The organism is Streptomyces sp. NPDC050732 (assembly GCF_040654255.1).
Taxonomy (GTDB): Bacteria; Actinomycetota; Actinomycetes; order Streptomycetales; family Streptomycetaceae; genus Streptomyces.
On the sequence record NZ_JBFAHP010000010.1, the window covers coordinates 185,436 to 204,892 of the forward strand.

18 protein-coding genes and 1 tRNA gene are annotated in these 19,457 nt (G+C 72.3%); 10 read left to right on the forward strand and 9 right to left on the reverse strand.

Translation table 11 applies throughout. The features are described 5' to 3' along the window. On the reverse strand, positions 1-570 hold the full coding sequence (locus AB0H82_RS11945) for an SIS domain-containing protein (protein ID WP_362991457.1): 570 nt from the start codon (positions 568-570) through the stop codon (positions 1-3). A gap of 235 nt (positions 571-805) precedes the next feature. Between AB0H82_RS11945 and AB0H82_RS11950 the strand changes: the two genes are divergently transcribed. Beyond that, on the forward strand, positions 806-2,119 hold the full coding sequence (locus AB0H82_RS11950) for a caspase family protein (RefSeq protein ID WP_362991459.1): 1,314 nt from the start codon (positions 806-808) through the stop codon (positions 2,117-2,119). A gap of 55 nt (positions 2,120-2,174) precedes the next feature. Here the strand turns inward: AB0H82_RS11950 and AB0H82_RS11955 are convergent. Next, positions 2,175-2,259 (reverse strand) — tRNA-Leu (locus AB0H82_RS11955). 187 nt (positions 2,260-2,446) lie between these two features. Here AB0H82_RS11955 and AB0H82_RS11960 point away from each other — a divergent pair. The 3 genes from AB0H82_RS11960 to AB0H82_RS11970 all read left to right on the forward strand — a co-directional run bounded on the left by AB0H82_RS11960 (position 2,447) and on the right by AB0H82_RS11970 (position 5,138). Continuing rightward, positions 2,447-3,772, forward strand: coding sequence for a M20/M25/M40 family metallo-hydrolase (locus AB0H82_RS11960; protein WP_362991461.1), 1,326 nt, complete (start codon positions 2,447-2,449; stop codon positions 3,770-3,772). Positions 3,773-3,918: 146 nt separating this feature from the next. Beyond that, positions 3,919-4,152: a chaplin gene (locus tag AB0H82_RS11965; RefSeq protein WP_362991463.1), complete on the forward strand. Its 234-nt coding sequence runs from the start codon at positions 3,919-3,921 to the stop codon at positions 4,150-4,152. Between the two features lie 143 nt (positions 4,153-4,295). Next, positions 4,296-5,138 (forward strand): chaplin family protein, encoded by an 843-nt coding sequence (locus AB0H82_RS11970; RefSeq protein WP_362991465.1) that lies wholly within the window; start codon positions 4,296-4,298, stop codon positions 5,136-5,138. A gap of 112 nt (positions 5,139-5,250) precedes the next feature. Here AB0H82_RS11970 and AB0H82_RS11975 read toward each other — a convergent pair whose 3' ends face one another. Further along, positions 5,251-5,439, reverse strand: a complete 189-nt coding sequence (locus AB0H82_RS11975; protein ID WP_355810220.1) for a DUF5703 family protein — start codon at positions 5,437-5,439, stop codon at positions 5,251-5,253. Between the two features lie 47 nt (positions 5,440-5,486). On the opposite strand from AB0H82_RS11975, the gene AB0H82_RS11980 reads away from it, so the two are divergent. After that, positions 5,487-6,230: a hypothetical protein gene (locus AB0H82_RS11980; protein WP_362991468.1), complete on the forward strand. Its 744-nt coding sequence runs from the start codon at positions 5,487-5,489 to the stop codon at positions 6,228-6,230. An 80-nt stretch (positions 6,231-6,310) separates the two neighbouring features. Here AB0H82_RS11980 and AB0H82_RS11985 read toward each other — a convergent pair whose 3' ends face one another. Next, positions 6,311-8,542: a helix-hairpin-helix domain-containing protein gene (locus AB0H82_RS11985; RefSeq protein ID WP_362991550.1), complete on the reverse strand. Its 2,232-nt coding sequence runs from the start codon at positions 8,540-8,542 to the stop codon at positions 6,311-6,313. After that, positions 8,527-9,507, reverse strand: a complete 981-nt coding sequence (locus AB0H82_RS11990) for an aldo/keto reductase (RefSeq protein WP_362991470.1) — start codon at positions 9,505-9,507, stop codon at positions 8,527-8,529. Before AB0H82_RS11990 ends, AB0H82_RS11985 begins: the two co-directional genes overlap by 16 nt. A 137-nt stretch (positions 9,508-9,644) precedes the next feature. Here AB0H82_RS11990 and AB0H82_RS11995 point away from each other — a divergent pair, with 137 nt between their 5' ends. Continuing rightward, positions 9,645-10,700, forward strand: a complete 1,056-nt coding sequence (locus tag AB0H82_RS11995; RefSeq protein ID WP_362991472.1) for an LLM class F420-dependent oxidoreductase — start codon at positions 9,645-9,647, stop codon at positions 10,698-10,700. A gap of 230 nt (positions 10,701-10,930) precedes the next feature. Here AB0H82_RS11995 and corA read toward each other — a convergent pair whose 3' ends face one another. Next, on the reverse strand, positions 10,931-11,929 hold the full coding sequence (gene corA / locus AB0H82_RS12000; RefSeq protein ID WP_362991552.1) for a magnesium/cobalt transporter CorA: 999 nt from the start codon (positions 11,927-11,929) through the stop codon (positions 10,931-10,933). Between the two features lie 72 nt (positions 11,930-12,001). Between corA and AB0H82_RS12005 the strand changes: the two genes are divergently transcribed. The 4 genes from AB0H82_RS12005 to mshC all read left to right on the forward strand — a co-directional run bounded on the left by AB0H82_RS12005 (position 12,002) and on the right by mshC (position 15,542). Then, positions 12,002-12,688 carry a histidine phosphatase family protein gene (locus tag AB0H82_RS12005; RefSeq protein WP_362991474.1) on the forward strand — a complete coding sequence of 229 codons (687 nt, stop codon included), beginning with the start codon at positions 12,002-12,004 and terminating at the stop codon, positions 12,686-12,688. 101 nt (positions 12,689-12,789) lie between these two features. Continuing rightward, a complete protein-coding gene (locus AB0H82_RS12010) occupies positions 12,790-13,380 on the forward strand; it encodes a DUF3090 domain-containing protein (RefSeq protein ID WP_362991476.1) in 591 nt (196 codons plus the stop codon). Then, on the forward strand, positions 13,344-14,165 hold the full coding sequence (locus tag AB0H82_RS12015) for an SCO1664 family protein (protein ID WP_362991478.1): 822 nt from the start codon (positions 13,344-13,346) through the stop codon (positions 14,163-14,165). Before AB0H82_RS12010 ends, AB0H82_RS12015 begins: the two co-directional genes overlap by 37 nt. Positions 14,166-14,312: 147 nt before the next feature. Next, the gene (mshC, locus tag AB0H82_RS12020; protein ID WP_362991480.1) at positions 14,313-15,542 is read left to right on the forward strand and encodes a cysteine--1-D-myo-inosityl 2-amino-2-deoxy-alpha-D-glucopyranoside ligase; all 1,230 of its coding nucleotides are present in this window, start codon (positions 14,313-14,315) and stop codon (positions 15,540-15,542) included. 98 nt (positions 15,543-15,640) lie between these two features. On the opposite strand, the gene AB0H82_RS12025 is transcribed toward mshC, so the two are convergent. From AB0H82_RS12025 to AB0H82_RS12035, 3 genes are all read right to left on the reverse strand, one after another. Next, the gene (locus tag AB0H82_RS12025) at positions 15,641-16,252 is read right to left on the reverse strand and encodes a hypothetical protein (protein ID WP_362991482.1); all 612 of its coding nucleotides are present in this window, start codon (positions 16,250-16,252) and stop codon (positions 15,641-15,643) included. Between the two features lie 41 nt (positions 16,253-16,293). Next, positions 16,294-18,045: a S8 family peptidase gene (locus AB0H82_RS12030; protein ID WP_362991484.1), complete on the reverse strand. Its 1,752-nt coding sequence runs from the start codon at positions 18,043-18,045 to the stop codon at positions 16,294-16,296. Between the two features lie 233 nt (positions 18,046-18,278). Then, positions 18,279-19,262, reverse strand: a complete 984-nt coding sequence (locus tag AB0H82_RS12035; protein ID WP_362991486.1) for a PAC2 family protein — start codon at positions 19,260-19,262, stop codon at positions 18,279-18,281. Positions 19,263-19,457: the final 195 nt, after the last annotated feature.

Here is a 19,457-nt window from a genome sequence, read left to right on the forward strand (position 1 = left end):
TCAGCCCTGGATGCCGTCGAGCGACGGGTCCAGGATGTCCCGGGGGTGGCCCCTGCCCGTGCCCAGGGCGAGGGCCAGCGAGTGCACAAGCCCCAGATGCACGGTCTCCACCACCCCGTACACCTCGCTGGCCACCAGCAGCGGCACGTCGACCAGCGCGGCGGCGCTCCCCCCGGAGCCCCCGAGCAGCCCGACCGTGCGCACGCCGCGCGCCCGCGCCGTCTTGAGACCTTCGAGGATGTTCGGGGAGTCGCCGCTGACGCTGATGGCCACCACGGCGTCACCGGGCGTGAGCAGGCGCGCGAGCTGCTCGGAGAAGACCCGGTCGTACCCGATGTCGTTGGCCAGGGCGCTGAGCAGCGGTGTGTTGCCGGTGAGCGCGTTCGTCCGGAGGCCCGCGGCATGGGGGCCCGAGGTCATGGCGAGATCGCACGCCAGATGGCTCGCCGTGGCGGCGCTCCCGCCGTTGCCGATCACGTAGAGACAGTTGCCGGACGTCCTGACCGAGTCGAGCAGCCGGACGGCCGAGGCGAAGTCGTCCGGCTCCAGTGCGAGGGCGGCATCGGCCACCAGGTTCTGAAACGCCGTGCAGACGGCGGAAGCCTGGTGAGAGCCTCCCTCCCGCCCTAACTCGCCGGCGTTGTCCATCGTGTCCGTGCGTCCCATCGCAACCCCCACCCGTCGCGGCCGACCTCGGATTCGCCAGCATGCCCGAAACCTCGGACAGCGGTAAGAGCGCCACTCCTCAAATGAGTTGCCTCGCTATCATTTGGGCAGCGGTGCGCTGCGGCAAGAGGGGGACGACGTGCGGCTGGCCAGCGGCTCGAACTCGCATGCGGTACTCATCGGTTGCGGCAGCTACGACGACGACGAACTGCCCCCGCTCCCCGCGGTGCGCAACAACCTCGACGATCTGCGCTCCCTGCTCACAGGAGCCGGCAACTGCGCACTGCCCGAGGCGCGCTGCACGGTGCTGCGCGACGTCAAGGAGCCCCAGCGGGTGGGGGAGGCGCTCAGCCGCGCGGCGAGCTCGGTGGAGGACATGTTCCTCGTCTACTTCGCGGGGCACGGCGCGCTGGACGACCGCGGCCTGCTCCACCTCCTGCTCACCGGCAGCGACACCAAGCTGCTCGGCTGGTCGAGCCTGCGCTTCGACCTGATCCGCGAGACGATGGCGTCCGCGCCGGCCAGGAACCGCGTGCTGCTGCTCGACTGCTGCTTCTCGGGCCGGGCCATCGAGGCCATGGGGGACACCGCGTCGCTCTACTTCGGCCAGCTGGAGATCGCCGGCACGTTCGTCCTGGCATCCGCCCCCGCGAACGCCCCGGCCCGCGCCCCCCTGGGCGACCGGCACACGCTGTTCACGGGGGAACTGATCAAGTTCCTCCGCGAGGGCTCCGCCGCGGAACGGGAACTGCTCACGCTGGAGGCCGCCTACCGGCACACGTCCCGGGTCCTCGCCGCGAAGGGGGAGCCGAGGCCCCAGCGGTGCGGCACCGGGACGAGCGACCAGCTGGCCCTGGCCGTGAACGCCGCGTTCCGCCCGCTGGCACCCGCCGACGTGCCGGAGCGGCTGCGCCGGGCCGTGGCGTCGGGCGAGGCCGGCGACCTGGCCGACGCGCTGACCGCCCTGCGGGGGCTGGCGCACCAGTGCGACCACGTGCTCGGCGAACGCCACGAGCTCACCCTCCTCGCACACCGGGCCCTGGCCCACGCCGAGGGCGAGAACGGACACGCGGCCGAAGCCGCCCAGGGGTACGCACGGCTCGCCGAGCGGCTGGCCGCCGAACGGGGCCCGACCCACCCCGACACGCTCCAAGCACGGCACGAGCGGGCCCGCTGGTGCGGCATCGGCGGCGACGCGGCCGCCGCCGCCGACCTGTTCGCCGAGCTGTCCGTGGACGCGTCGGGGGCGCTGGGCCCCGGCGACACGCGCTCACTGAGCTGCCGGTGGCAGCACGCCCACTGGCTCGGGGTGAGCGGCCACGCCGACCGCGCGGCGGCCGCCTTCGCCGAGCTCGCCGAGAGCTACGGCTCCGCGCTGGGCGAGCGGCACGACGACACGCGGGCCGCCCGCCGCAACCACGCCCACTGGCGGGACTCCGCGGACCGGCCCTGACCGGCCCTGATCCCGCACGCGAAAGGCCCCAGTCTCACGACTGGGGCCTTGCTTGTGTCCGAGGGGGGACTTGAACCCCCACGCCCGATAAAGGGCACTAGCACCTCAAGCTAGCGCGTCTGCCATTCCGCCACCCGGACCGGGTGTTGTCTCGGCGGGGTGTTCCCCGCGGCGACAGAGAGAACATTACCAGGCCTCCAGGGGTACTCGATCACCCCCCTGGTCCGCTGTGAACGGCGCATGACGACCCCCGCCCGCCCTTGGGCGCGGAGCTCCGGGGAGGGAGGATGAAGGGGACCACCAGCAGCGAATGCGGGAGGAACCAGCGTGAGCGGGTCCAGCACGGGCAAGGCCGTCACCGGTGAGGACGAGGTCGTCGACCTCTGTCGCGAACTGATCCAGATCGATACGAGCAACTACGGCGACCACTCGGGCCCGGGGGAGCGCAAGGCCGCCGAGTACGTCGCGGAGAAGCTCGCCGAGGTCGGTCTCGAACCGAAGATCTTCGAGTCCCACCCCGGCAGGGCCTCCACGGTCGCCAGGATCGAGGGCGAGGACCCGTCGCGGCCCGCGCTCCTCATCCACGGCCACACGGACGTCGTGCCGGCCAACGCCGCCGACTGGACGCACAACCCCTTCTCCGGGGAGATCGCGGACGGCTGCGTGTGGGGCCGGGGCGCCGTCGACATGAAGGACATGGACGCGATGACCCTCGCGGTCGTACGGGACCGGATGCGCAGCGGCCGCAAGCCCCCGCGCGACATCGTCCTGGCGTTCCTCGCGGACGAGGAGGCGGGCGGCACGTACGGCGCGCGGTACCTGGTCGACAACCACCCGGACCTCTTCGAGGGGTGCACGGAGGCGATCAGCGAGGTCGGCGGCTTCTCCTTCACCGTCAACGAGAACCTGCGGCTCTACCTCGTCGAGACGGCCCAGAAGGGCATGCACTGGATGAAGCTGACCGTGGACGGCACCGCGGGACACGGCTCGATGATCCACAAGGACAACGCGATCACCGAGCTCTCCGAGGCGGTCGGGCGCCTCGGGCGGCACAAGTTCCCGGTGCGGGTCACCAAGACGCTGCGGCACTTCCTCGACGAGCTCGGCGACGCCCTCGGCACCGAGCTCGACCCGGAGAACATGGATGAGACGCTCGCCAAGCTCGGCGGCATCGCCAAGCTCATCGGCGCCTCCCTGCAGAACACCGCCAACCCGACGCAGCTCGGCGCCGGCTACAAGGTGAACGTCATCCCGGGGCAGGCCACCGCACACGTCGACGGGCGCTACCTGCCGGGGTACGAGGAGGAATTCCTCGCCGACCTGGACCGGATTCTCGGCCCGCGGGTCAAGCGCGAGGACGTGCACGCGGACAAGGCCCTGGAGACCACCTTCGACGGGGCTCTCGTCGACGCCATGCAGACCGCCCTGCGGGCCGAGGACCCGATCGCGCGCGCCGTGCCGTACATGCTCTCGGCGGGCACGGACGCCAAGTCCTTCGACGACCTCGGCATCCGCGGGTTCGGCTTCGCGCCGCTGAAGCTGCCGCCGGAGCTGGACTTCGCGGGCATGTTCCACGGCGTCGACGAGCGGGTGCCGGTCGACGGCCTGAAGTTCGGCGTCCGGGTGCTCGACCGCTTCATCGAGGCTTCCTGACCGAAACGAATCTCCAACAATCGCCAGCGCGTACGTACTTGACTGAAAAGAGTGAATGAGACCATAGGCTCGTAGCCATGGAGATCCCTCCTCGTTACAGGTGATGCAGTCCGCGGCTGGGACTGCATTGCCAACTAGGAGGAATAATGATCAAGAAGGTCGTCGCCGCTGTGGCTGCCACCGGCGGTCTCGTGCTCGCGGGTGCGGGCATCGCCACCGCCGACGCCGGTGCCCAGGGTGCCGCTGTCAACTCCCCCGGCGTCGCGTCGGGCAATGTCGTCCAGGTGCCCGTCCACGTGCCGGTGAACGCCTGCGGCAACACGGTCTCCGTGATCGGTCTGCTGAACCCCACCTTCGGCAACTACTGCGTCAACAAGTGACGTTGCCGCGCCTCACCCGTTAAGGGTCTGAGCTTGTCGGCCCCGGAGTGCACGCCATGCGCTCCGGGGCCGACCGGTATTCCACGTCCGGGCCAGCGGGCTCGAACGTATTCCGGATGTACGGCAAAAGGCAGGGAACAGCTATGCGACAGGTCACGCGCAAAGGCCTGATCACCGTGGCGGCCGCGACGGGCGTGCTCGCCGCGACCGCAGGTCATGCACAGGCGGATTCGGGCGCGAGGGGCAGCAGTTCGGGTTCGCCCGGCGTGCTGGCGGGCAACAGTGTCCAGCTCCCCGTCGACGTTCCGGTCAACGTGTGCGGGAACACCGTGAACGTGGTCGGCGTCCTCAACCCGGCGGCAGGCAACAACTGCGCCAACACCTCGGGCAAGGGCGGCGGCTCGCACAAGCCGTCCGGCGGCGGAGCCAAGGCCGACGGTCACGCCGGCGACTCACCGGGCGTCGGCTCCGGCAACGACGTGCAGTTGCCGATCAACGCTCCGGTGAACGTCTGCGGCAACAGCGTCACCATCGGCGGCCTCGGCAACGCCGCCATGGGCAACGAATGCGGCAGCGACTCCGGTGACGCGGGCACTCCGCCGGGCGGCGGGAAGCCCCCGACCGACCCCGGGCAGCCGGGGAAGCCCGGGGAGCCGGGCAAGCCGGGCGACCCCGGTAAGCCGGGCGACCCCGGTAAGCCTGGTGACCCGGGCAAGCCCGGCGACCCGGGTAAGCCCGGTGATCCGGGTAAGCCCGGTAAGCCCGGCGACCCCGGCACCCCCGGCGGCTCCCAGTCGCCGCACGACCCGCGCCACCCGATCGACGACCGCACCGGCCCGGGCGCGCAGCTCGTCACGCCGCCCGAGGGGACGTCGCAGCTCGCCTCGACGGGCAGTGAGCTGCCGCTCGGCGTCGCACTGCCGCTCGGCGCGGGCACGCTGCTCGCGGGCGCGGTGCTCTACCGGAGGGCCCGGACGGCCGCCTGAGCCATCCCCGTCCGAGCACGGTCCGAGCACGCCGAACGGAGCGGGCCCCATCGTCGTGGGGCCCGCTCCGTCTGTCCCGTGCCGCGGCCCGGCGTCCCCGGGCGCGCGGCACTCACCAGGTGGCCCGCACCTGGCGGATGATCCGCCGCTTCAGCCGCACTCTGCGGCTCCCGTCGGGATGCAGTCTCAGGCGGTCCAACTCCCAGTGTCCGTACTCTGCGTGGTCCGTCAGCAGGCGTGTGGCTTCCTTGCGGGTGACCCCGCGCGGTACATACACGTCGACAAATTCGTATTCCGGCATCGCATCTATTGTGCGGGCACGGGCCCGGTACGGATAGCGTCTGCACTATGTCTGATGCTGCGCAGCCCACCGCTGCCGAGGTACGTGCCGCCGCCGAGGCGGTCAAGACCGCGCTCGACCGCCACCTGGCCGCGGTCGAACGCAGGTCGGGCGAGGACGATCCGGCCGTCTACGAAGCGTTCAACGAACTCGCCGCGGCGGCGGAGGAGTACGACGAGCTCCTCTACGACCGCTACGACGAGGTCACGCCCTTCGAGATCCCCGGCACGGACGACGCGCTGCCGCCCTACCAGGGCCCCGAGGAGGCCAACGCGCTGAGCGTGCTGATCCGCCGCGACTACACCGTGGCGGAGCCGCAGCGGCTCCTGGCCCAGGCCCAGCGGGTCGCCGACCTCGACGCGGGCGGCGCGGGGGGCAACGGCTCGGCCGACACCGTCCACAGCGCCCTCGGCGTCCTCTTCGGGGAGTTCGAACCGGACGAGATCTCCTCCCGGCACAAGGAGTTCGGCCTGGAGGAGGGCGACTCGACGCTCTGGGTCACCGCGGTGGACGCCGCCGCCGAGCCGGGGGAGTGGCTCGACGCCCCCTTCGACCACGCCGACCCGCACCGGGTGGTGTGCCGCTTCGACGTCAGCGTGGTCTTCGACGACGAAGCGGACGACGACGGGCTCGACGGCCTCGACGCGGATGTCGACATCGATCCCGATGTGCCGGTGCCGCTCGACGCGATCGACGACGCCGACGATGTCGACGACCCCGACGACGACTCCGACGGAACAGCTGGTCGCTGACGCGCCTCCGTGGCGAATCGCTCCTGCGCTCGCCGCTCCCTCCGGGGGCGGCGAGCGCATCTGTCATGCGAGCGGTCGGCTCAGGCCGCCGCCGCGGCCGGCTCCGCGGGCACCTGTGGGCGCAGCAGCGTCTGCAGCCGCGTCGTACGGTCCTTCCAGAGGCGCTCCGCCACCGCGCGGGGCAGCTCCTGCTCCACGCCCTGCACGACCGACAGGTGCCGCTCCCCGCGGCTGAACGCGGTGTAGACCCAGGGGCGGGTCAGCGTCTGCGCGGCGTCGCCCGGCAGCACCACGACCACCGCGGGCCAGCGCTGCCCCGTGGCCTGATGCGCGGTGAGCGCCCACGCGTGCCGCACTTCTCGCTCCACCCGCTCCTTGGGTACGACGACGGGGGTGCCGTCGCACTCCAGGTGCAGCCCTTCCGCGTCGGCCCGCACCACGCGGCCGAGCGTCGTGCGGCCCGGGGCGGGGACGTGCGCGACCCGGTCGTCCGGATCGAAGCCGCCGAACCGGCCGGGGCCCGGATTCAGCCGTTCCTTCAGGGCCGCGTTGAGCACACGGGTGCCCGCCGCGCCGCCGTGTCCCGGCGTGATGACCTGCGTCTGCTCCGCGGGCACCCCGATCGCCCTCGGCACCGAGTCCGCGACGAGCTGCACGGTGCGGTGGATCGCCTCGGCGGCGTCCCGCACCGGGACGAGGACGACCTCCTTGCCGGGCGCCTCGACCTGGTTCAGCTCGCCGATGCCGATGCCCGAGGTCAGCTCCCCGAGAGGGCCCGGGTCGGGGGTGCGCGAGACGACCTGCGGGCAGCAGCGCGCGGCGAGGAGGTCGGCGAAGACCCGGCCGGGCCCCGCCGACCACAGGACACCGGGGTCACCGCTGAGCACCAGGCGGGCGCCGTCCGGCAGCGACTCGACGAGCATCGCGGCGCTCTCCACGTCCAGCTGCGGCGCGTCCAGGACGACCAGGAGGTCGAGGGCGAGCGCGCCGTCCGCGTCGCGTCCGGGGCCCTGGCCTCCCGAGAGCAGTCCGGCCACGGTCACCGCGGTCTCCTCCGAGCCCGTCGCCCGCGCGAGGCGACGGCGTCCGTCGGCGCTGTGGGCGGCGGCACACACCCGCAGGCCGAGCGCCGTGGCCGCGGCGACCAGCGCGGCGGGCTCGGCGCGGGCCTCCTCGCCGCCGGAGTGCAGCACGAGGCCGTGCCCGGCGACGGCACGGATCAGCTCGGCGGTGGTCCCCGAGGCCTGCGCGGCGGCGGCCTCCCAGTCGGCGCCCCGGGGGCCCGAGCCGCCGTCCTCCTTGGGCAGGGAGTTGATCACCCGGGCGAGGCCGTCGGCGAGGCTCTCCTCCGCGAGTGCATACCGCTCCAGGCCGATCAGGACGCGGACCGGCGGCGCCGGCTCATCGGCCGCGCCCTCCTCGTCCCCCTCGCCGTCCCGCGCGCCCTCGTCGGCCGGGCGCCGGGCCGGCACCTCGGCCCCTTCGATGGCGTCCTGGAAGACCAGGGCGTCGCCCTCGGCGAGCGCGCTCTGCACGGCCGCGTCCGGATCCGGCACCGCACGCTGCCCGAGCGCGGCGGTCAGCGCCGCGGAGTCGAGCGCCGTGTGCCCGGCGAGGGCCGCCTGCTCCAGGAGCCACACGGTGATCGCACGGCCCCTGCGCTCGTCGTCCGGCCCGCACTCGGGGCCGAGCAGCGCCCTGGCGAACCCGTCGGCCTGCTCGGGCCGCACCCCGGCGACCCGCAGCAATTGCCACGGATCCGCGCGCAGTTGGCCGTCGGCGTCCTCGCCGAGCGCGGCCGCTGTCGGCGCGGCGAGGGCGGCCGGCGCGCCTCCCTCGGCGAGCACGGCGGCGACGGCCTCGACGGTCTCCGTCGCGGGTGCCCGCGACGGCTCCGGCTGCTGCGGGCGCACGGGCTCCGGGGTGCCGGACGGCGCGGGCCTGCGCGGTGCGGGCTGCGGGTCGCGGAAGGCGCTCGCGACGGGCTTCTCGCCACTCTCCACGGCCCGCACGGCGGCCAGCAGGTCGGCGGCGGTCCCGCTCAGCTTCGCCCCGGCCCCGATCGGTCCCTGCTTCGACGCCTTCCGCTGCTCGATCCGCTCCCGCAGCTCCCGCTGCGCGGCGATCTCCGCCTCGGCCTCGGACAGCTCGGTGCCCTCGGCCTTGGCCTCGCCTTCGGGCGTCTCGGACGTCTCGGGTGTCTCGGACGATTCCGGCGTGGCTTCCTCCGCGCCGGGCGACTCCGCTTGCTCCGCGGCAGCGGCCTCGGGGTCCTCCGCGGCAGCGGGTTCCGTACTCACAGCGTGCTCCAGTCGTGATCGGGATAGCGGTGCACCGGCGCCGACACGTCGTCGAGCGCCCGGCAGATCTCGTCAGGAAGACTAAGGGTCTCCACTGACAACGCGGCCGTGAGCTGCTGCGCGTTGCGCGCGCCGACGATCGGGGCCGTCACTCCGGGGCGGTCCCGCACCCACGCGAGGGCGACCTGGAGCGGGGTGGCCGCGAGCCCGTCGGCGGCCGTCGCGACCGCGTCGACGATGCGGCCCGCCGTGTCGTCGAGGTACGGCGCGACGAAGGGCGCCAGCTGGTCCGAACCGCCGCGCGAGTCGGCGGGGGTGGCGTGGCGGTACTTCCCCGTGAGCACGCCCCGGCCGAGCGGCGAGGACGGCAGCAGTCCGACCCCGAGGTCCAGGGCCGCGGGCAGCACCTCCCGCTCGACGCCGCGCTGCAGCAGGGAGTACTCCATCTGCGTACTGGCCAGGCGGGTGCGGGTGCCGGGCGGTGCCAGCTGCCACGTGGCGGCCTTGGCGAGCTGCCAGCCGCAGAAGTTGGAGACCCCCGCATAGCGGGCCCGCCCACTGCTCACCGCTATGTCGAGGGCCTGCAGCGTCTCCTCCAGAGGTGTCTCCGGATCGAAGGCGTGCACCTGCCACAGGTCCACATAGTCGGTGTTGAGGCGCGTGAGGGAGGCGTCGAGCGCGGCGAGCAGGTGGCCGCGCGAGCCGTCGAAGCGCCGCTCGGGGTCAGGGACGCTGCCCGCCTTGGTGGCGATGATCAGGTCGCGCCTGGGCACGAGCCGCTCGATCAGGCGCCCGAGCAGATATTCGGCCTCCCCGTCGCCGTACACATCGGCGGTGTCGACGAGGGTGCCGCCCGCTTCCCAGAACACCTTCAACAGCTCGGCGGCGTCGTTCTCCTCGGTGTGCCCCCAGGTGAGGGTGCCGAGTCCGATGCGGGACACGCGAAGGCCGGTCCGGCCGAGATGCCTCTGCTCCATGGGCGCTGAGATTACTGGCCGGGCAACGGCGGTGGGCGGGCCTGTGGACGAACCAGTGATTGTGGAGAACTCGGTCACCCTTTACAGTCCCCGGCACAGGGACGTTACTCATGAGTACAGCGGTAAGGGGATCTGTCATGCAGCTCGGGATCAACCTCGGCTACTGGGGCGCGGGGATGGACGCGGACAATCTCGCCGTGGCCAAGGAGGCCGACAAGCTGGGCTACGCGGTCTGCTGGGCCGCGGAGGCGTACGGCTCGGACGCCGCGACGGTGCTGTCCTGGGTGGCCGCGCAGACCGAGCGCATCGACATCGGGTCCGCCATCTTCCAGATCCCGGCCCGGCAGCCGGCGATGACCGCGATGACGGCGGCGACCCTCGACTCCCTCTCCGGCGGCCGCTTCCGGCTCGGCCTCGGCGTATCGGGCCCGCAGGTCTCCGAGGGCTGGTACGGCGTGAAGTTCGACAAGCCGCTGGCACGCACGCGTGAGTACGTCGAGATCGTCCGCAAGGCCATGACGCGGGAGCGCCTCTCCTACGAGGGCGAGCACTGGACGCTGCCGCTGCCCGGCGGCCCCGGCAAGCCCCTCAAGCTGACCGTCCACCCGCAGCGCGAGCACATCCCGCTGTACGTCGCCGCGATCGGCCCCAAGAACCTGGAGCAGACCGGCGAGATCGCCGACGGCGCCCTGCTGATCTTCCCGGCCGCCGAGCACCTGGAGGAGACGGCGATCAAGCATCTGCGCGCCGGGCGCGAGAAGGCGGGCAGGACCATGGAGGGCTTCGACGTCGTCCCGACGCTGCCGCTGGCCGTCGGCGAGGACGCCCAGGTCGACACTCTCGCCAACATGTTCCGGCCGTACACCGCCCTCTACGTCGGCGGCATGGGCAGCCGGAAGCAGAACTTCTACAACCAGCTCGCGCAGCGCATGGGGTACGAGAAGGAGGCCGCCGAGATCCAGGACAAGTACCTGGCGGGCGACAAGGACGGGGCCGCCGCCGCCGTGCCGCACCAGCTGATCGACTCGACGACGCTGCTCGGTTCCGTGGACCGGATCGCCGACCGGATGCGGGCCTACGCCGCCGCCGGTGTCACCACGCTGACGCTGGCCCCCGCGGGCTTCACGCTGGAGGAGCGGATCACGGCCCTGCGGGCGGGCACGGAGGCTCTGGAGCGCGCCGGTCTGGCGTAGCGGAGGAGGGAAGTCCGCGGCCGTGGTGGGGGCTCGGGGGGTCTTCCCCGCCACGGCCGTCACCGGGAACAACGCCGCACAGGGGCCGACGGTTACGGCCTCACGGCGGTGCCGGCGTCCTTCGTTCGGCGGAGCCGACCTGTACAGCTGTTGCCCGTCGCGGACCCTCGCAAGGCGTCCACGCCCTGCACGGCTGCGAGAGGGCGGGCGGCTGGCGCCGGGGCCGGGAGCTACATCCAGCCGCGGCGCTTGAACATCCGGTACAGGACGACCTCCAGGACCGCCATCAGGAGGAGCACGGCCGGATAGGTCCACCACCAGTGCAGCTCCGGCATGTGGTCGAAGTTCATGCCGTAGACGCCCGCGATCATCGTGGGGACCGCCGCCATGGCGGCCCAGGCCGAGATCTTCCGCATGTCGTCGTTCTGCCGCACGCTCATCTGCGCCAGATGCGCGGACAGGATGTCCGACACCAGCCGGTCCAGGCCCTCCACGGACTCGTTGACGCGCGTCAGGTGGTCGTTGACGTCCCGGAAGAACGGCCGCGCCGTCTCGTCCACGAAGGGCACGGAGGGGCTGAAGGGGCCCGTTCCGGAGAGGCGCGCCACGGGCAGCGCCAACGGCCCGGTGGCCCGGCGGAACTCCAGGATCTGCCGCTTGAAGGTGTAGATCCGCGACGCCGTGGGGCGCGAACGGCCGCCCTCCGGAGAGAAGACCTCCGCCTCCAGGACCTCCAGGTCGGCCTGCAACTCGTCGGCGACCTCCAGATAGTGGTCCACGGAGGCGTCCGCGATGGAGTACAGCACCGACGTCGGGCCGTGCTTCAGGACGTCCGGGTCGGCCTCCAGACGGTGGCGCACGGCACCGAGGGGCGCGCCCTCGCCGTGCCGGACGGTCACCACGAACGAGTCACCCACGAAGATCATGACCTCGCCGGAGGAGACCCGGTCGCTGTCCGGCTCGTACACGACCGGCTTGAGGACCATGAACAGCGAGTCGTCGTAGACCTCCAGCTTGGGCCGCTGGTGCGCCTTGAGGGCGTCCTCCACGGCCAGAGGATGCAGCCCGAACTCCTGGCTGACCTCCTCGAACTCCTCCGCCGTCGGCTCGTGCAGCCCGATCCACACGAACGCGTCACCCGCCGCCCGCGCCTCGTCCAGGGCATCGGAGAAGTCCTGGGGGCCTTCCTTCCGGCGGCCCCCGCGATAAATGGCGCAGTCGACAATCACACTGCGCATTGTTCCCAGCCACCCCACTTGATGCACCTTGATGCACCTTCGCTTGCGCTTACGCTGAACCGCATGCCCACGCTGATCCTCGTCCGGCACGGACGCTCCACCGCCAATACCGCCGGTCTGCTCGCCGGGTGGACCCCCGGCGTGGCCCTCGACGAGCGGGGCGCCGCGCAGGCCGCCGCGCTGCCCGGACGGCTCGCGGCGCTGCGGATGGCCGAGGTCGTCACCAGCCCCCTGCAGCGCTGTCAGGAGACCGTGGCGCCGCTCCTCGCCGCCCGGCCCGGGCTCCGGGTGCACACGGAGGACCGCATCGGGGAGTGCGACTACGGCGACTGGTCCGGTCGCAAGCTCGCCGAGCTCGCCGACGAGCCGCTGATGGAGGTCGTCCAGCAGCATCCCTCCGCGGCCGCGTTCCCCGGCGGCGAATCGATGCGGGCCATGCAGACGAGGGCGGCCGAGGCGGTCCGCGAGTGGAACGCGCGCGTGGAGCGCGAGCACGGCGAGGACGCCGTGTATCTGATGTGCTCGCACGGCGACATCATCAAGTCCCTCGTCGCCGAAGCCATCGGACTCCACCTCGACCTCTTCCAGCGAATCTCCGTAGAGCCCTGTTCCGTCACCGTCATCCGCTACACCCGGCTGCGCCCCTTCCTCGTACGCCTCGGGGACACCGGTGACTTCGCCTCGCTGGCGCCGCGCGAGGAGCCGCCGAGCGGCGACGCGACGGTCGGGGGCGGTGCGGGCGCACCGTGATCGACGCCCGCAGTAGGGTGAAGCGGTTGAAGCCGCCCTCTCGCGGCGGAAGCAGCCCTCTTGAAGCAGCCCTCTTGCAGTCGATCCAATGGAGACAGGTCGTGTCCCGTCAGGTGTTCCTCTACGACCCCCCGGAGCGTTTCGTCGCGGGAACGGTCGGGCTGCCCGGACGGCGTACGTTCTTCCTCCAGGCCTCCGCCGGGGTCAGGGTGACCAGCGTCGCCCTGGAGAAGACCCAGGTGGCCGCGCTCGCCGAGCGCATGGAGGAACTCCTCGACGAGGTCGTGCGCCGCAGCGGGGGCAGCGCCCCCGTGCCGGCCGTCGCGCCCACCGAGGTCACCGACAGCGCGCCGCTCGACTCCCCCGTGGAGGAGGAGTTCCGGGTCGGCACCATGGCGCTCGCCTGGGACGGCGAGGAGGAGCGGATGGTCGTCGAGGCGCAGGCGCTCGTCGAGCTGGACGCCGAATCCGACGACGACCTCGCCGCCGCGGAGGAAAGGCTTCTGCAGGACGACGAGAACGGCCCGCCGATGCTGCGCGTCCGCCTCACCGGCGCGCAGGCCCGCGCCTTCGCCAAGAGAGCCCTCGACGTCGTGAACGCGGGACGCCCGCCGTGCCCGCTGTGCAGCCTCCCGCTCGACCCGGAAGGACACGTATGCCCGCGCCAGAACGGATACCGGCGGGGAGCGTGAGCGTCGACCCCGTCACGCTCCTCACCCACGGCGAGCTGACCGTGCGCGGCCGCATCCGTGAGGCCTCGAACGCGGTGCTGTACTGCACGGTCGCGTACGAGGGCCAGGAGGCCGCCTGCGTCTACAAGCCGGTCGCCGGGGAGCGCCCCCTGTGGGACTTCCCCGACGGCACGCTCGCGCAGCGCGAGGTCGCCGCGTACGAGGTGTCGCGGGCCACCGGCTGGGACCTGGTGCCGCCGACGGTCCTGCGAACGGGCCCGCACGGCGAAGGCATGTGCCAGCTGTGGATCGAGACCTCGGGCGACGCGGAACTGCTCGCCCTGGTCGACGGCGACGAACCGGGCGAGGGCTGGAAGGCGGTCGGCTTCGCGCAGGTCGACGAGGAGCGGACGGCGCTCCTCGTGCACGCCGACGACGTACGCCTGCGACGCCTCGCGGTCCTCGACGCCGTGATCAACAACAGCGACCGCAAGGGCGGTCACCTGCTGCCCGCCGACGGCCGTCTCTACGGCATCGACCACGGCGTCACCTTCCACGCCGAGAACAAGCTGCGGACGCTGCTGTGGGGGTGGGCGGGGGAGCCCCTGAGCGACGAGGCGGTCGAAGCCCTCCAGGCCCTGCAGGACGGCCTCAAGGAGGGTGCCGCGCTCGCCGAGCGGCTGAGCGGGCTGATCACCGCCGCGGAGACCGAGGCGCTGCGCGCGCGGGTCGCGGCCCTGCTGGAGTCGGGACGCCACCCGGAACCGACGGGCGACTGGCCCGCGATTCCCTGGCCACCGGTCTGATCCGCACCAAGAGCACCAAGAGCACCGTGAGTACCACCCGCACCGCACCCCCGCACACACCGGCCGATCGCGCAAGAGTGCGGGACCGGCCACCGTTCCGATGATCCCCACTCGTATGCGGACGCCCCGTCCGGTTAGGCTCAGGGCATGCATGCCTGGCCCGCTTCTGAGGTCCCCGCCCTTCCTGGCAAGGGCCGCGACCTCCGGATCCACGACACCGCGACCGGTGGACTCGTCACCCTCGACCCCGGTCCCGTCGCCCGTATCTACGTCTGCGGCATCACTCCGTACGACGCCACCCACATGGGTCACGCGGCGACCTACAACGCGTTCGACCTCGTGCAGCGCGTGTGGCTCGACACCAAGCGGCAGGTTCACTACGTCCAGAACGTGACCGACGTGGACGACCCGCTCCTGGAACGCGCCAACCGCGACGGCAAGGACTGGGTCGAACTCGCCGAGGGCGAGACCGCCCTCTTCCGCGAGGACATGACCGCGCTGCGCCTCCTGCCGCCGAAGCACTACATCGGAGCCGTCGAGGCGATACCCGGCATCGTGCCGCTCGTCGAACGTCTCCGGGACATGGGTGCCGCCTACGACCTGGAGGGCGACGTCTACTTCTCCGTCGAGTCGGACCCCCACTTCGGGGAGGTGTCCGGGCTCGACGCCGCCGCCATGAAGCTGCTCTCCGCCGAGCGCGGCGGCGACCCGGAGCGGCCGGGCAAGAAGAACCCGCTCGACCCGATGCTCTGGATGGCGGCCCGCGACGGCGAGCCGAGCTGGGACGGCGGCTCGCTGGGCCGCGGCCGGCCCGGCTGGCACATCGAGTGCGTGGCCATCGCCCTGGACCACCTGGGCATGGGCTTCGACATCCAGGGCGGGGGCTCGGACCTCGCGTTCCCGCACCACGAGATGGGCGCGTCCCACGCCCAGGCCCTGACCGGCGAGCACCCCTTCGCCAAGGCTTACGTCCACGCCGGCATGGTCGCCCTGGACGGCGCGAAGATGTCCAAGTCCAAGGGCAACCTCGTCTTCGTGTCGAAGCTGCGCCGCGACGGCGTCGACCCCGCCGCCATCCGCCTCGCCCTCCTCGCGCACCACTACCGCGCGGACTGGGAGTGGACGGACGGCGTCCTCGAAGAGGCCGTCGAGCGGCTCGGCCGCTGGCGTGCCGCGGTGTCCCGCCCCGACGCGCCCGCCGCCGAGGCGCTCGTCGAGGAGATCCGCGAGGCCCTCGCGAACGACCTGGACGCCCCGACGGCGCTCGCCGCCGTCGACCGCTGGGCCGCCCGCCAGGACGCGGAGGGCGGTACGGACGAGGGCGCGCCCGGCATCGTGTCGCGTGCCGTGGACGCGCTCCTCGGAGTGGCCCTCTAGCGGGGTGGCCCTTTACCGGTGGTCCTCAGCGACACCGAACGCCGGACGGGCAGGGATCCTCCGCCCGTCCGGCGCAACGGCGAGATGCTGTCAGCGGGTCACTTCGTGACCACGATGGCCAGCAGGTAGCCGGGGTTGTTGGTGTCGTAGTAGCCGATCACCTGCTGTCCGAAGGCGAACGCCTCCTGGACCTCGTCGCGGGTGTGCGGGTTGGGGTTGACGAAGGCCCGCCAGGCGTTGTCGACGTGCAGATAGAGGATGTCCGCCTGGCCGGGAAGCGGCTGGACGACGTCCCAGAACGCCGTCGCGACGTTGGACGCGAGCGCCTGGGTGGAGATCTCCGGTGCGTGCGCCTGCGGGATCTGCTGCTCCTGCTGCTCCTGGCCGAACTGCTGGAGCAGGTGCTGGAAGGGCTGCTGCTGGCCGAGTTGCTGCAGCTGCTGGCGCAACTGCGGCGGGACCTGCTGCATGCCCTGCTGGCCCTGCATGCCCGGCTGGTTCTGGATGCCCTGCTGACCCTGCATGCCGGGCTGGTTCGGGATGCCCTGCTGGGGGCCGTACTGCTGCTGACCCTGTTGGCCCTGCTGCCGCGGCGGGGCCGTGCTCGGGCTCGGCTGCTGGCCGTACTGCTGCTGGCTGTACTGCTGCGGCCCGTACTGCTGCTGGCCTTGGTGCTGACCCAGTTGGCTCATCTGCGGGGTGGTGCTCATGCCTGTGCCACCTTCCCTCACTGATCGACTGATGGAACCGTTCAGCCTGTGACGACGAGGCCGACGACCTCGTCGTCCGAGAACCAGACGCGTACGTCCGGTCGGCCCCCGGCGAAGGCGGCGTGCACCGCCTGCCGCGTCTCGGGGGACGGGTTGTCGAGGTTGCGCCACTGCCCGGCCACGAACAGCCGCAGCCGCGGCGGGAGTTCCGGCGGATACGGGAGCAGCTCGTCCCAGTACCGCTCGGCCTGGCCCGAGCCCACCGCCGACGGCAGCAGGTGCGTGACCGCCGCCTTGATGTCGGGGCGGTTGCCGATGCGCTGCGACGCGGGCCTGCCCGGCGCGTCCTGCTGCGGCGACCCCGTGGAGCGCAGCAGCGCACGCGCCCGGTCGGGCGTCATCGGCTGCTGGCCCGCGGCCTTCAGCATGCCCTGCAGCGCGGCCAGGGCGCCGACGACGATCGGCGACGCGGAGGACGTGCCGGAGAACGTGTCGGTGTACCAGGCGATTTCGTCCGCGCCGCCCTGCAGATCGCCAGGCCCGTTCCAGGAGCCGCCGGTCGTCGTGGTCTCGCGGCCCCAGCCCTGCGCGTCCACCCGGGCCCCGTAGTTGGAGAACGCGAGGCGCGAGCGGTCCGGGCCGTGGTCGCGGCCGTGCGTGCCGGGCGGCGGCGCGCCGGCGCCCACCAGGACCGCGCCGGAGGAGCGGTTGGACGGGTTGAAGGGGTTGCGCCACCAGGACGGGAAGCCGTCGGGCCGGTGCTCGTAGGCCGCGTCGTCCAGGGACTCGGCGCCGTTGCCCGCCGCGCCCACGACGAGCACGCCCTTCGCGGTGGCGTGGCGCACCGCCGCGTAGTCGTCGGGCCACCACTCGATGGCGATGTAGCCCTTCTGGTCGTCGCGCGGCTCGAAGTCGAACTTCGGTCCCGGGCGGTGCAGTTCGAGCAGGATGATGTCGCCGCGGTTCAGCCGCTCGGCCGCCGCGTGGATGGTGGCCGCCGTGCCGAGGGGCTGGAAGGAGGCGGCCGCCGTCACGGCCTCCGGGACGATGCCGGTGATGCCGAGGCTGTTGCGGTCGCCGCCGAGGACGCCGATCACCGCGGTGCCGTGGTTGCGCCAGGCCACGTCCTGGAGGGGCGTGCCGACGACGACGCCCGCGAGCTTCGCCGCGAGGTCCTCGTGGCGCAACTGCCAGGCGCCCTCGACGTCGATGACGGTGACGCCCTCACCGGAGCCGCCGAGCCGCTGCCACGCCCAGCGGGCGTCGATGCCCTCGGGGGCCGGTTTCAGGTAGCCCTGGCGGCTGGTGAAGTCGGGCGTGACGGGCATGCCCTCCTTGCGGCGCCGGGTCGCGTCGTCGAGGTCGTGCGGCTGGGTCGGCGACGGGTCGATGGAGGCCGGGACGGCGCCCGGCTTGACGTACGCCGTGTCGATGCCCGGCAGCGCCGCCATCCGCGCACGCAGTTCCTCGGACCGGTCATCGCCGCCGCGGACGCGGTAGAAGAGGGCCAGGTCGGGCAGGTCGTCGTCGGCCGGGGGCGCCGCGGCCCGCAGCCGTTCCTCGTTGCCGAACAGCGGCTCAAGGGAGAGCTGTTCGTCGGAGAGGAACATGTTCAGGGCCGACACGTCGGAGCCGGAGGCCGAGCGGACGTCCCGCTCCCCGGCGCGCAGCCGGGCCTCGGGCCGGGCGACGACGATCAGCTCCTGCTCGGCTTCTCGGTAGGTGAATCCCATTCCGTCGGGTCCCGGACCGCCGGCTCCTGGGTCCCGCGCCGGGTCTGCCTGCTCGGTCATCGCTTCACCGCTCCCTTCACTTCTTCGGGTGCCGTGCTGTGCGCTGCGCCAGGTTTCCGGGGCACACCCTGCTACGGCCGGGCCGCGACGTCCACCCCTCTTTCGAGCAACAATGTTTGAAGGGAAGTTGAATAGGGAACCCCGTGCAATTCGGCCAAGGGCAGCACAATGGGGCGGCACCCGCGCGGGTGCCGCCCCATGGACGCGCCACGAAACTGACGCGCTGCGAACCCTCAGTCGTCCGAGGAATCCGCCGGACCGGAATCGTCGTTCTCGCTCTCGCCCTCCGCGCCCTGGCCCGGCCGCTGGGTGGGCTTCGGCTTCGGCGGCCGCGTGCGGTCGCTCGGCGTGTCCCGCAGGTACGCCGCGCCGTCGCCGCCGTCGCGGCGCCGCAGATACCGCTCGAACTCGCGGGCGATGGCCTCGCCCGACGCCTCCGGCAGCTCCGCGGTGTCCCGCGCCTCCTCCAGGGACTGGACGTACTCCGCGACCTCGCTGTCCTCGGCGGCCAGCTGGTCCACGCCCACCTGCCAGGCGCGCGCGTCCTCGGCCAGCTCGCCCAGCGGGATGCGCAGCCCGATCAGGTCCTCCAGGCGGTTGAGGAGCGCGAGCGTGGCCTTCGGGTTGGGCGGCTGCGACACGTAGTGCGGGACGGCGGCCCAGAGGCTGACGGCCGGGACGCCCGCGTGCGTGCACGCCTCCTGAAGGATGCCGACGATGCCCGTCGGCCCTTCGTACTTGGTCTCTTCCAGGTCCATGGTGCGCGCGAGGTCCGGGTCGGACGTCACGCCGCTGACCGGAACCGGGCGGGTGTGCGGGGTGTCACCGAGCAGCGCACCCATGATCACGACCAGCTCGACGCCCAGCTCGTGCGCGAAACCCAGGATCTCGTTGCAGAACGAGCGCCACCGCATGGACGGCTCGATGCCCCGCACCAGGACCAGGTCGCGCGGCTTGTCGCCACCGACGCGGACCACCGAGAGCCGCGTCGTCGGCCACGTGATCTTACGCACCCCGCCGTCCAGCCAGACCGTCGGACGGTTGACCTGGAAGTCGTAGTAGTCCTCGGCGTCCAGCGCCGCGAACACCTCGCCCTTCCACTCCTTGTCGAGATGCGCGACCGCGGCGGAGGCGGCGTCACCGGCGTCGTTCCAGCCCTCGAACGCGGCCACCATGACCGGGTCGACCAGCTCGGGAACCCCCTCGAGCTCGATCACCCAGGCCTCCTTCCGATGTTCCCTTGCGTACGCCCCAACCTTACGGCGTCGGCGGGGTCCGTCCGCAGCCCCCTTGCGTGGGGGAGTGCGTGATCACTGCCCACGCTCGGCGCGGGGAAACGGCGGCTTCGCGCCGGGCGGAACGCACCTTCGCGCACGCGTTCACAGCAGTGGGCGGAGTTGCCGGACGACTGG